This is a genomic window from Fictibacillus barbaricus, assembly GCF_031457135.1.
GTDB lineage: Bacteria > Bacillota > Bacilli > Bacillales > Fictibacillaceae > Fictibacillus > Fictibacillus barbaricus_A.
Genome location: NZ_JAVDWA010000008.1, coordinates 43,604 through 55,975, shown reverse-complemented (window position 1 = coordinate 55,975; position 12,372 = coordinate 43,604). Strand labels below are relative to the sequence as shown.

The 12,372-nt window shown below is 41.4% G+C and carries 10 protein-coding genes and 1 pseudogene; all 11 read right to left on the bottom strand.

Translation table 11 applies throughout. The annotated features are described in order from the left end of the window. Window positions 1–2 precede the first annotated feature (2 nt). The 11 genes and pseudogenes from J2X07_RS17195 to pyrR all read right to left on the bottom strand — a co-directional run bounded on the left by J2X07_RS17195 (window position 3) and on the right by pyrR (window position 12,342). Window positions 3–668, bottom strand: coding sequence for a class I SAM-dependent methyltransferase (locus tag J2X07_RS17195; protein WP_310261712.1), 666 nt, complete (start codon window positions 666–668; stop codon window positions 3–5). Between the two features lie 29 nt (window positions 669–697). Continuing rightward, window positions 698–1,336 carry an orotate phosphoribosyltransferase gene (pyrE, locus tag J2X07_RS17190; RefSeq protein ID WP_310261558.1) on the bottom strand — a complete coding sequence of 213 codons (639 nt, stop codon included), beginning with the start codon at window positions 1,334–1,336 and terminating at the stop codon, window positions 698–700. Beyond that, complete coding sequence (gene pyrF / locus J2X07_RS17185; RefSeq protein ID WP_310261555.1) at window positions 1,305–2,039, bottom strand: orotidine-5'-phosphate decarboxylase; 735 nt, start codon at window positions 2,037–2,039, stop codon at window positions 1,305–1,307. The genes pyrE and pyrF overlap by 32 nt, the downstream gene beginning before the upstream one ends. Beyond that, window positions 2,012–2,950 (bottom strand): dihydroorotate dehydrogenase, encoded by a 939-nt coding sequence (locus J2X07_RS17180; RefSeq protein WP_310261552.1) that lies wholly within the window; start codon window positions 2,948–2,950, stop codon window positions 2,012–2,014. Before J2X07_RS17180 ends, pyrF begins: the two co-directional genes overlap by 28 nt. Further along, entirely contained in the window at window positions 2,947–3,717 is a 771-nt protein-coding gene (locus tag J2X07_RS17175; protein ID WP_310261550.1) for a dihydroorotate dehydrogenase electron transfer subunit, read from the bottom strand. Before J2X07_RS17175 ends, J2X07_RS17180 begins: the two co-directional genes overlap by 4 nt. Beyond that, window positions 3,714–6,920 (bottom strand): carbamoyl-phosphate synthase large subunit, encoded by a 3,207-nt coding sequence (carB, locus tag J2X07_RS17170; RefSeq protein ID WP_310261548.1) that lies wholly within the window; start codon window positions 6,918–6,920, stop codon window positions 3,714–3,716. The genes J2X07_RS17175 and carB overlap by 4 nt, the downstream gene beginning before the upstream one ends. Continuing rightward, window positions 6,887–8,010: pseudogene (locus J2X07_RS17165) on the bottom strand (carbamoyl phosphate synthase small subunit). The gene carB and the pseudogene J2X07_RS17165 overlap by 34 nt, the downstream one beginning before the upstream one ends. Continuing rightward, window positions 8,007–9,299, bottom strand: a complete 1,293-nt coding sequence (locus J2X07_RS17160) for a dihydroorotase (protein ID WP_310261542.1) — start codon at window positions 9,297–9,299, stop codon at window positions 8,007–8,009. Before J2X07_RS17160 ends, J2X07_RS17165 begins: the two are co-directional and overlap by 4 nt. Then, window positions 9,265–10,194 carry an aspartate carbamoyltransferase catalytic subunit gene (locus J2X07_RS17155; protein WP_310261540.1) on the bottom strand — a complete coding sequence of 310 codons (930 nt, stop codon included), beginning with the start codon at window positions 10,192–10,194 and terminating at the stop codon, window positions 9,265–9,267. Before J2X07_RS17155 ends, J2X07_RS17160 begins: the two co-directional genes overlap by 35 nt. Before the next feature lie 127 nt (window positions 10,195–10,321). Then, window positions 10,322–11,644 carry a solute carrier family 23 protein gene (locus J2X07_RS17150; protein ID WP_310261537.1) on the bottom strand — a complete coding sequence of 441 codons (1,323 nt, stop codon included), beginning with the start codon at window positions 11,642–11,644 and terminating at the stop codon, window positions 10,322–10,324. A 155-nt stretch (window positions 11,645–11,799) separates the two neighbouring features. Then, window positions 11,800–12,342, bottom strand: a complete 543-nt coding sequence (pyrR, locus tag J2X07_RS17145; RefSeq protein ID WP_310261534.1) for a bifunctional pyr operon transcriptional regulator/uracil phosphoribosyltransferase PyrR — start codon at window positions 12,340–12,342, stop codon at window positions 11,800–11,802. Between the last annotated feature and the right edge of the window lie 30 nt (window positions 12,343–12,372).

The following is a 12,372-nucleotide window of genomic DNA, read 5'->3' as shown; positions in this document are numbered from 1 at the left end:
ACTCACTTTAGAGTCGTTTCCTTTTTCTTTGCAATCGTAATAATCGCTAGTCCGCCAAGTACTTCACTATGGCTAATTTCTGTGAACTGAAGGTTCTCCAGCAGCTCTGTCATTTCTTCAGTTGTATATCTGTGCCGTTTCGTACTGACATTTGACCATTTTAAAAGGGCAATTCTTTCAAACCCGGAAATCCCCTTTTCTTTTGCATACTGCACAGCAGTTTCCTGACTCATTTTTTCTGACGGATTGAGCATTGCGATCTGCCCTCCCGTTTTCAAAACACGGCACATTTCTTTTATTCCCTGTACAGGATCAGGCAATAGGAACATAACACAAGTAGATAGAGCAAGATCAAAGGAGTCATCTTTAAAAGGCAGCTTCTCAGCGTCTGCTACTAGAAACTCACTTTTTCCGCTTAACTCATGATAAAAAAATTGCTGAATACTTGCTTTTACCATTTCTGAAGATAGATCGACACCAACTAATCTATTTGCTTCTTCTGCCCCTCTAAGCAACAATCTTCCTGTTCCGCATCCAACATCTAAAACATCTTTCCCATTCCATAATCCCGTCATTTCTTTTAACGTGTCGTGAATTTGTTTAAGCCATGAAGTTCTCGCCATGCTGTCAAAGAAAGAAACAAGCTCATCAAATTCTTCCCCATTCATTTTGCGCAAGGTAACCTTCATCTCCTTTTCTATTTGGAAATGTTTGCGGTCTCCCAGTTTTCAGGGTCTTTCTGCCAGTCATTTAATAAAGAAAGTCCTCTGTTACTTATCGTGCCGCCTTTTTCAGCTTCCTTTATTAATGTACTAAAATTTGTCGCGGTTTGAAAGGATAGTCCTTCGTTTTTAAAAGCCTCTTCTGCTTTTTGTAAACCATAGCTAAAGATTCCCACTACTCCGGCTACTTCAATACCAGACTCACGAAGTGCCTGGCAAGCTTGGATCGAACTTTTTCCTGTAGAAATCAAATCTTCTATTACGACTGCTCTTTTACTATTTTCAGCCAACCCTTCTATCTGCTTTCCTTTACCATGGCTTTTCGCACTTGATCTGACATAGCACATCGGCAGCTGCATCTTCTCGGCTACAAAAGCAGCATGTGGAATACCTGCTGTTGCAGTACCTGCGACCAGATCGATATCAGGGTAGTGAGATTTTATCAAGGATACAAGCTCCTCGGCTACTTGACTTCGGAATTCAGGATACGCTAGGATGAGCCGGTTATCACAATAGATTGGAGATTTCATGCCAGATGACCAAGTAAATGGTTCTTCAGGTGATAATGAAACAGCCTTTATGTTAAGCAATTGGTGAGCGATTGTTGTTTTCATGAACTTCTCTCCATTCATTTATGATTTTCCCATAAACATCCGCTGGATTAGCAGACTGCGTTATACTTCTGCCGACCACCATATAGTCCACTCCTTTAAGAGCAGCGTCATGTGGTGTAGAGATTCTTACTTGATCATGTACTTGCTGGTTCGACAGTCGTATTCCAGGCGTTACAGTTAGAAAAGAATTCCCGCATGTTTCTTTAATGCTCTTAACTTCATGTGCAGAGCAAACGACGCCATCCAGACCTGCTTGTTTTGCTAGCTCAGCATAATGTGTAACACATTCTAGTAAATTTGATTGCTGGATCAGAAGTTCATCGGAAAGCATTTTTTCGTCAGTGCTTGTTAATTGTGTAACAGCAATCAGTTTTGTTTGATGTGCGCCAGAATCGAGCAATCCTTCTTTTGCAGCTTTCATCATATTTGTTCCACCTGAAGCGTGTACATTTATCATATCGACACCGACTGTACCAAGAACTTTCATCGATTTGTATACAGTAGTTGGAATGTCATGAAGCTTTAAATCTAAGAAAACCGGAAATTTCCGTTCTTTTAACCAGCTTAAAAAAGAGATTCCTTCCGCATAAAACAGTTCCATTCCTACTTTTACAAATGGAGTTACACCTTCAAATGATAATAAAAACTCCTTCGCTTTTTTTCCATTTTCAAAATCTAACGCGACGATAACGGGGTTTTCCATTTCACAGTGCTCCTTCCTGTCAGTTCACTTATTTGATCGATACCAATGTCATCAAGCAATGCCGGCAGCTTCTCAATAATTTCAGGACAAACATAGGGGTTTACAAAGTTAGCCGTTCCAACTGCAACTGCCGAAGCACCTGCTGACATCATTTCAATCACGTCTTCAGCACAGCTGACGCCTCCCATTCCGATAATCGGAAGAGAAACTTTACTGCTAACTTCATAGATCATTCTAATGGCAACCGGTTTGATCGCAGGACCAGATAAACCGCCTGTTTTATTTGCCAAAATAGGTGTTCCCGTTTTCCAGTCCAGTTTCATGCCGATTAATGTGTTAATCATCGATAATCCATCTGCTCCTGCTTCTTCAACAGCTAACGCCATCTCTACAATGTTCGCAACGTTTGGTGAAAGCTTTACATAGACAGGTTTTGAAGAAGCAGCTTTTACTTTACGGGTAAGTGAAGCAGCTGACTTATAGTCGGTACCAAATTGAATCCCGCCTTCTTTCACATTCGGGCAAGAAATGTTTAGTTCAACTGCGGAAACTAATGGATGGGATGAAATTTGTTTTGTTACTTCGATATACTCTTCTTCAGTTGAACCTGCGATATTGGCAAGAATGGGTATATGATAAGGTTCTAACTCCGGAATTTCTTGTTCCATAATTTTTTTCACACCAGGATTTTGCAGACCAATGGCGTTCAGCATGCCGCTTTCTGTTTCAGCAACCCTTGGAGTTGGATTACCGAAGCGTCCTTCTAACGTAGCTGCTTTGATCGTTACGCCGCCTAAAACACTTAAGTCGTACCATTTCGCGTATTCCTTACCAAATCCGAAACAGCCAGAAGCAGGTATTATGGGGTTTTTCATCTGAAGTCCCGGCAAATTCACGTTTAACCGATTCATAATACGACCTCCCCCATTTTAAATACTGGCCCGTCACTGCAAATTTTTACATATCCAGATTCTCTTGTATCTGTTGGACATACACAGGCGAAACAAGCACCAATTCCACACCCCATACGTTCTTCTAAAGACAGATAGCCATCCAATCCAGCTGCTTTTTCTTCCACTGCTTTAAGCATGACTGCAGGACCTACTGAATAAATGGATGGCTCGTCCTCTAATAGCGGCCCCATTGCATCCGTCACGAAGCCATTTATTCCAAGTGAACCATCGATTGTTGTAACACGGGTTTCTCCCAATTCCTGAAACCTTTCAAGATAAAAGCTGTCTTTTTTAGATTGAAAACCTAGAACAAATGAAACCTTTATTCCTTTATCAGTCATTTTTTTACCGAGATAATAGAGCGGCGGCACTCCGATTCCTCCGCCGACTAATAATGCTCTTTTTCCTAGGTTGATTGTTTCTGATGTAAATCCATTTCCTAAAGGTCCAAGGACATCGACTTTTTCTCCGCTTTGTTTTTCGCTGAGTTGTATCGTTCCCTCTCCTTGGGCACGATAAAGTAATGTCACTTCTTCCTTTTCCAAGTTAACGTCGCAGATCGAAAGCGGTCTTCTTAAAAGCTTGCTCGTATGTTCCCCGACTTTCACATGAAGAAATTGCCCCGGTGTAACCATCATCTTTACACCAGGACCTGACAATTTCAATTCAAATATACGATGTGCAATCTCCTTGTTTGAAACAACCGTCAGAAGATGTTTTTTCATACAAACACCTTTTCATTTTTTGTAAATGACGACAACGCGTGTGCTGAGAAAGAGATAGATTCTAATACTTCTAAAAGCGCAACTGCTGTATCTAGATTTGTTAGACATACAACCCCGCCCTCTGCGCATTCTCTTCTGATTCTGAAACCATCTCTAGCAGGCTGTTTTCCTTTTGTTAAGGTATTTACCACAAATTGAACTTCACCTTTTCGAATGACTTCCAATAAGTTTCTTCCTGAGCTGCCGATTTTCCCGACAGTTTCTACAGGAATGTTTTCGTTTTCGATCATAAGTGCTGTTCCTTCAGTCGCCATGATCGAATATCCAATCTCAGAAAACCTTTTTACCATTTTAAGTGCTTCTGTTTTGTCTTTATCCGCTACAGTAAAGAGTACCGTTCCATAAGCTGGAATCTTCATACCGGATGCAATGAGCCCTTTGTAAAGTGCTTTTTGCAGATTCTTATCACGACCCATAACTTCCCCTGTTGATTTCATCTCAGGTCCGAGGTAAGTATCGACTCTTCGAAGTTTTGCAAAAGAAAACACAGGTACTTTAACAGAAACTTCCTCAGCTTCATCTTGATAGCCTGTTTTGTATCCTAGAGAGGTTAAGCTTTCTCCTAAAATAACTTTTGTCGCGATATTTGCCATCGGCACTCCCGTAATCTTACTTAGAAATGGTACCGTTCTGCTTGATCGCGGATTCACTTCTAATACATATACTTCATCTTTGTGCCACACAAACTGGATGTTCAGCAAACCGATAATCTTCAAGCCTTTAGCTATTGAGATTGTGCGGTCAATGATCTTTTCTTTAATCGCTGCCGGCAAGGTTTGCGGCGGATATACAGCAATCGAGTCACCTGAATGGACACCAGCCCGTTCTATATGTTCCATCATCCCAGGTATAAATACATCCACTCCGTCAGAAATGGCATCTACTTCAATTTCTTTTCCAATAAGATACCGGTCAACAAGCACGGGATGATCAGGATTTACTTTAACTGCATTCTCCATATATTGCAGCAGTTCGCTTTCTTGATAAACAATCTCCATTGCTCTTCCGCCAAGTACATATGAAGGGCGAACTAGTACCGGATAACCGATTGATGATGCGATTGCGACTGCATCTGTTACTGAGAATGCTGTTTTCCCTGCAGGCTGCGGGATCTCCAGTTTTTTCATCACTTGTTCAAACCGCTCGCGGTCTTCTGCAAGGTCCATGCTGTCTATAGATGTACCTAAAATCTTAATGCCTCTTCTTTCAAGCTCTTCTGAAAGATTGATCGCTGTCTGTCCCCCAAACTGGACGATCACTCCTTCTGGTTTTTCATGGTCGATAACATGCATTACATCTTCTATTGTCAATGGTTCAAAGTATAATTTGTCAGACATACTGAAGTCAGTTGACACCGTTTCAGGATTGTTATTAATAATAATCGCTTCATATCCCGCTTCCTGTATCGCCCATACGGTATGAACCGTCGCATAATCAAACTCAATTCCCTGTCCGATTCTGATCGGTCCTGATCCCAATACGACTACGCTCTTTTTATCTGTAATAACTGACTCGTCTTCATCTGCATACGTTCCATAATAATAAGGTGTTTCCGATTCAAATTCAGCTGCACATGTATCTACCATCTTAAATACAGGCTTTATTCGTTCTTCGGTTCTAAGCTTATAAAGTTCAAATTCGTCCATTTCCCATGCTTCAGCGATCCATTTGTCACTAAAACCTTTTTGTTTAGCTTTTCGTAAAAGGCCTGTATCATGTTTCCGTTCTTTCATTCTTTTTTCCAGCAAGATAATGCCATACAGTTTTTCTAAAAAGAATAAGTCAATCTTTGTCCAATCATGTATTTCTTCAACAGTGATTCCCATTCTAAGAGCTTCAGCGATATAAAACAGCCGCTCATCATCCGCTTCTAGAATCTTTTCCTCGACTTCTTTTTTAGAAAAAGCTTTACCTTTTAGTTCGATGTGAAAAGCAGAAATTTCAAGTGAGCGGACCGCTTTTAAAAGCGACTCCTCAAAGTTGCGGCCGATAGCCATTACTTCTCCCGTTGCTTTCATTTGAGTTCCAAGCTTACGGTTCGCTCCTTCAAATTTATCGAACGGCCATCTCGGAATTTTTGAAACAATGTAATCAAGTGCTGGCTCAAAACAAGCATAGGTTGTTCCTGTAACAGGGTTTTTAACTTCATCCAGCGTGTATCCTACCGCAATTTTGGCAGCTAGTTTCGCGATCGGATATCCTGTCGCTTTTGATGCCAAAGCGGATGATCGGCTCACTCGCGGATTCACTTCTATGATGTAATATTGAGAGCTGTCTGGATCGAGTGCAAGCTGAACATTACAGCCCCCTTCAATCTCGAGTGCTCTTATAATCTTGAGTGATGCGTTTCTCAGCATCTGATAGTCACGGTCTGATAATGTCTGGCTTGGTGCGACTACGATGGAATCACCCGTATGAATCCCTACAGGGTCAAAGTTTTCCATGTTACAAACTACAATAGCTGTATCATTCTTATCTCTCATTACTTCATATTCAATCTCTTTAAAGCCAGCAATGCTCTTTTCGATTAACACTTGTCCAACGGGACTTGCATGCAAACCTGCTGGTGTAATTTCTAAAAACTCTTCTTCGTTGTTTACGATTCCGCCTCCGGTTCCGCCTAAAGTGAAGGCGGGACGGATAATGACAGGATATCCGTTCTCTTGTACAAAAGCCTTTGCCTCATCCATGTTTCTGACAATGGCACTCTCAGGCACTGGTTCATTAAGCTGATTCATCAAGTTCCGGAATAAATCGCGGTCTTCAGCCTGCTGGATTGAATGCAGCTTTGTTCCGAGCAGTTCAACATTATATTCTTGTAAAATACCTGAATCTGAAAGTTCAACTGCCAGATTTAATCCCGTCTGGCCCCCTAATGTAGCGAGCAGACCGTCGGGACGTTCTTGACGGATGATTCTGCTTACAAATTCAAGTGTTAAAGGTTCGATGTACACTTTATCTGCCATGTTCGGATCCGTCATGATTGTTGCAGGATTTGAGTTTACGAGTACCACTTCATATCCTTCTTCTTTTAAAGCCTGACACGCTTGAGTTCCAGCATAATCAAACTCAGCTGCTTGTCCAATAACAATGGGGCCAGAACCTATTACTAAAATTTTGCGAATGTCATGTCGTTTAGGCATAAATCATCAAACCTTCTTTCTTCGTTGTTTTTATCATCTTCATGAATTCATCAAATATCGGATTCGAGTCATGCGGTCCTGGTGAAGCTTCAGGGTGATATTGGATGGAGAAGGCCGGTTTAACTTTGTGCTTCAACCCTTCAACTGTTCCATCATTTACTGCCTGGTGTGTAAATGCAAGTTCAGTATTTTTTAACGAATCCTCTGTAACGGCATATCCGTGATTTTGTGAAGTCAGCGCGATCTTGCCAGTAGTTAAATCTTTTACCGGATGATTTGATCCTCTATGACCAAATTTTAATTTCTCAGTATTTCCTCCACACGCAAGTGCAAGTAGCTGATGACCTAAACAGATTCCGAGGATAGGAATGTTATGGTTCAGTAATTCTTTAATCATTGATATTCCGCATTGTACATCTTTCGGATCTCCAGGGCCGTTGCTCAGTAAAATACCATCGGGCTGCAGACGGATGATATCAGAAGCTGAAGTGTTATAAGGAACAACAATCACATCACAGTTTCTCGCTGATAATTCCCGAAGCATCCCGCTTTTTACCCCAAAATCCACTACGACAACTCGATATCCGCTATTTGGTAAATGATAGGGAGTCTTTGTGGATACTTTTTTTACTTGATCCGTATTTAGAGGCATTTCTATCATCTCTTCTATTATATGAGTGACATTGTTGAGAGAGTTTGATAATTTCCCTTTCAGCGTACCGTGCTTACGGATTTTTCTCGTAAGCTTGCGAGTATCTATTCCATATAAGCCAGGTATATCCTTAGCAGTTAACCAGCTGCTTAAAGACTGCATACCTTCATGGTGGCTTGGAAAGTCTGCTTGCTCATTTACGATGATTCCGCTTGTTGCCGGACGGATTGACTCATAATCTGAACGATTAATGCCATAATTTCCGATGAGCGGGTAGGTGAAAACGATAATCTGATCACAATAGGAAGGGTCTGTCAACACTTCCTGATACCCTGTTATACTCGTTGTAAAAACTACCTCACCATTTGACTCTTTATCAGATCCAAATGCTAAACCTTCAAAGACAGTGCCATCCTCTAAAATTAAGTAACGTTTCATACGCAGCTCTCCTCCTTCTGATAAACAAGCTTCCCATCAAATATGGTTGCAGCTGGCCACCCTTTACATATCCAGCCGTTAAATGGGGTGTTCTTTCCTTTTGATTCAAACTTATCGGCGTTAATTGCTTCTTCTTGTTCCAAATCAACTATTGTTATGTCTGCCGGTCCGCCTTCAGTTAAGCAGCCATATGGAAGACCGAATGTCTCTGAAGGTTTTTTTGTCATCAGATCGACCAGTTCCTGCAGCGTAAGTACTTTTTCTTTTAAAACCAGTTCGGTATAAAGAAGTGGAAATGCCGATTCTAGACCAACGATTCCAAATGGAGCCAGATCAACACTTTGATCTTTCTCATCCTTACTGTGCGGTGCATGGTCAGTCGCGATAAAATCCAATGTCCCTTCTTTTAAACCTTGAATCAAAGCTTCTCTGTCAGCAGCACTTCGCAAAGGCGGATTCATTTTAAAATGAGTATCACCGCTTTTAATGTCTTCATCACAAAGAATCAAATGATGCGGGGTAACTTCTGCACTCACTTTTATACCTGCGCGCTTTGCATCTTTAATCACTCTGACTGATTCTTTCGTGCTCACGTGACAAACATGGTACCTTGCGTCTGCCGCTTCAGCGAGCAAAACATCCCTTGCAATATGAACGGATTCACTTACTGATGGAATACCTGGCAAGCCTTCTTTTTCGGTAAAATTCCCTTCGTGAAATGCAGCTCCTTTTGTTAATAGGGTATTGTCCTCGCAATGTGCAACGATGACAGCACCTTGTTTGCTGGCTTCTTTCATTGCACTTAGCATCATGCCAGCTGACTGTACTCCCACCCCATCATCCGTAAATGCAAAAGCTCCTTTGTTCAATAAAGCGTTAAAATCGGTCATTTCTTTACCGATTTGTCTAGTCGTGATCGATGCGTAAGGTAAAACTCTGCAATTTGCCGTTTCTTTTATTTTTTTCTGAACAAACTCCATGGTCTCGATAGAATCTGGAACAGGACGTGTGTTTGGCATGGCCGCAAGCGTTGTATATCCGCCTTTGATAGCTGCTTTAGTGCCTGTTGCTATTGTTTCTTTATGCTCACCGCCTGGCTCTCGTAAATGTACATGCAGATCAACAAATCCTGGTGTGATAAGCTTTCCGTTTACATCAAGCACTTCATGATGATTCTCTGCTATTTGGCTGCCGATTTCTTTTATCTTATTATCTTGAATTAAAATATCTTTTTTGATCAATTGGTTGTTCCCGTCAAGAACTCTGCCATTTTTTAGTAAATAACCCATTTGCAACCGCCTCCTGATTTGTTGTTAGTGCCCATTTAAGAACAGCCATTCGAATATAAACGCCATTTTGTACTTGCTTAAAAATTCTTGAGCGCTGACATTCTACGAGTTCGTCCGCTAACTCAACACCTCTGTTAACTGGTGCAGGATGCATAATGATACTATGAGACTTCATGTTCTGTTCGCGTTCCACAGTCAATCCGAATTTCTGATGATATTCTTCCTTTGGCAAAAGCATGCTCTTAGTGTGTCTTTCGTGCTGGATCCGAAGCATCATCATGACGTCAGCAGTCTTTACTGCTTCATCCATCGGGATAAAGTCCTTTCTCCACTCATCGACAAACCATTCTTTTGGCCCTGAAAATAACACCTTTGCTCCCATTTTCCGGAGAACTTCTGCATTTGATCGAGCGACACGGCTATGTAGGATGTCTCCCACGATCACTACTGTCAGCCCCTGCAATACAATGAATTCCTGCTGAATCGTTAACAGATCGAGGAGAGATTGGGTTGGATGATTGCCGCAGCCATCCCCTGCGTTTATAATTGGCACATTTACTTTTTCAGCTAACCCATCAAAATAGCGGTCTTGAGGATGTCTGATCACGAATGCGGAAACCCCGATTTCTTCAAGTGTTCTTAACGTGTCATACAGTGTTTCCCCTTTTTGGAGACTAGAGGTGCTTCCTTCTACATTTAACGCTTTTATTCCAAGTCTGTGTTCTGCTGCTTCAAAACTGAACTTTGTTCGCGTACTTGGTTCAAAAAACAAGTTAGCAACCATAAAATCCTGCATGCGGTGTTCTTTTCTGCCTTTTATATAATCTGTTGCTTTGTTTAAAATGTACTGAATATCATTTAATGACAGCTCATTCATTGAAAGTAGATGATTCATCCTCAGCTCTCCTTTTTGGTATAAAAAATGGCACCCTAAAATGTTTTAGGGTGCCCTGAACAGAAGAATTATGCTTCTTCTCATTCGTACACCCTTTTAAGTCTCTCGTACTTAATTAAAAGGTGATCTATGCAGCTGTACCGTTGTCTTTTGACTCGGCTTTAAACATGCTATTCAAATCTTGTTCTTTTTCTTTACCTGGCAGTACAAGGTTCAAGAAAATCCCGATCATTGTAGCGAGTGCCATTCCTGCAATTTCAAAGTTTGCGTTGAACTTCAGGGCTGCCCCGCCAATTCCAGTAACAAGGATTACAGAAGAGATAATCAAGTTCCTTTTGTTTCCAAAGTCGATATTGTTATCTACGAGCATTCTTAATCCTGAGGATGCGATGATTCCGAACAGCAGGATTGATACCCCGCCCATTACAGCCGTTGGAATTGTGCTGATCAGAGCAGTAACTTTTCCAGAGAATCCGAACAGAATGGCTGTCACTGCAGCTCCCCCGATTACGAATACAGAATAGACGCGTGTAATGGCTAGTACCCCAATGTTTTCACCATAAGTTGTTACTGGAGGTCCGCCGATCATTGATCCGATCATAACCCCTAATCCATCTCCTAATATGGAGCGATGAAGACCTGGCTTTTCAATAAAGTTTCTTCCAACTACCTTAGATAAAACAAGCTGATGGCCGATATGCTCTGAGATTGTTACAACAGCGACCGGCATCATGATAGCTGCTATACTCCAAGAAAAGTGAGGTGTATAGTTTACAAATGGCACCATAAATTCCGGTGCTTGAATCCATCTGGCTTCTGCTACTTTCGTAAAATCCACTATGCCTCTAAAGTACGCGAATGTAAATCCGGAAATAATTCCGATTAAGATTGGGATGATCCCAAGTATTCCTCTAAAGAAGATCGAACAGATGATTGTTACTGCGAGCGTAAAGAGTGCAACCGTGAAGTGAGTCAAGCTGTACTCTTTTGTTGCTGGGTTATTCATAGCCATTCCCACAGCAACATTTGCAAGCCCTAGACCGATTACAATAATGACGGGTCCAACCACAACTGGCGGAAGTATTCTCATGAGCCATTTAAATCCGAATCCTTTTATAAAAAGAGCAACTACGCCATATACAAGACCTGCCAAGAAACTTCCTACCATTGCAGCCTCAGGTCCACCTAATGCTTTTACAGTGATGATAGGTGTGATAAAGGCGAAACTTGATCCAAGATAAGCAGGAATCTGCCCTTTTGTTACGAGAAGATAAGCGAGTGTTGCGAGTCCGCTTGAAACGAGTGCGACACCAGGATGAAGTCCTACTAAGAAAGGAACGAGTACAGTCGCACCAAACATTGCGAATAAGTGCTGAAGTGATAATGTTAGCCATTGTGCTGCCTTCGGTTTCTCGTGTACATCTAAAATTGCTTTATTATTATTTTTCATATATTTATGACCTCCTGATTTGAAATGCTTATAATAAAAAAACCTCTCTTGCTTTTGGCAAAAGAGGCTGAAGGAGGCGCACATGTACAGTAATTTCTTGTACATATGTCATATCCTCCCTTGTCAGCCTCTCTGGACTGTATTAAAGGGACTAACTATTCATTTGATGCGATGGCTACTTCATCGAGTCCATCCACTTCCACTAATGATGCTGAAATAATTTCTTTGCTTGAAGTCGGAACATTTTTCCCTACATAATCCGCTCTGATCGGCAGTTCTCTATGCCCTCTGTCGATCAGTACTGCAAGCTGTATATTTGCAGCGCGGCCAAGGTCCATTACCGCATCCATCGCTGCTCTGACTGTTCTGCCTGTAAAAAGTACATCGTCTACTAAAATGATTTTTTTATCTGAAACCTGTACTGGAATATCTGTTCCTTTTAATTGAGGTTCCTGATTTTCAGTTTTGATTTTCAAGTCATCCCGATACAGCGTTATATCAATAACCCCAACTGATACAGAGTTGCCTTCGATCTGTTCAATCCTCTCAGCCAGTCTTTTCGCTAAAAATTCACCACGGGTTTTTATGCCAGTTAATATAATATCCTTAACCCCTTTATTTCGCTCAATGATTTCATGTGCGATTCGGGTTAAAGCTCTTCTAATCGCCTGCTCGTCCATAATTACTGTCTTAGACATGCTAACCCTCTCCTTCTTTCAAAAAAAAAT

Coding starts and splice junctions, on each gene's coding strand:
- J2X07_RS17195 (WP_310261712.1), bottom strand. CDS start 668: ATGAATGGGGAAGAATTTGATGAGCTTGTTTCTTTCTTTGACAGCATG.
- pyrE (WP_310261558.1), bottom strand. CDS start 1,336: ATGAAAACAACAATCGCTCACCAATTGCTTAACATAAAGGCTGTTTCA.
- pyrF (WP_310261555.1), bottom strand. CDS start 2,039: ATGGAAAACCCCGTTATCGTCGCGTTAGATTTTGAAAATGGAAAAAAA.
- J2X07_RS17180 (WP_310261552.1), bottom strand. CDS start 2,950: ATGAATCGGTTAAACGTGAATTTGCCGGGACTTCAGATGAAAAACCCC.
- J2X07_RS17175 (WP_310261550.1), bottom strand. CDS start 3,717: ATGAAAAAACATCTTCTGACGGTTGTTTCAAACAAGGAGATTGCACAT.
- carB (WP_310261548.1), bottom strand. CDS start 6,920: ATGCCTAAACGACATGACATTCGCAAAATTTTAGTAATAGGTTCTGGC.
- J2X07_RS17160 (WP_310261542.1), bottom strand. CDS start 9,299: ATGGGTTATTTACTAAAAAATGGCAGAGTTCTTGACGGGAACAACCAA.
- J2X07_RS17155 (WP_310261540.1), bottom strand. CDS start 10,194: ATGAATCATCTACTTTCAATGAATGAGCTGTCATTAAATGATATTCAG.
- J2X07_RS17150 (WP_310261537.1), bottom strand. CDS start 11,644: ATGAAAAATAATAATAAAGCAATTTTAGATGTACACGAGAAACCGAAG.
- pyrR (WP_310261534.1), bottom strand. CDS start 12,342: ATGTCTAAGACAGTAATTATGGACGAGCAGGCGATTAGAAGAGCTTTA.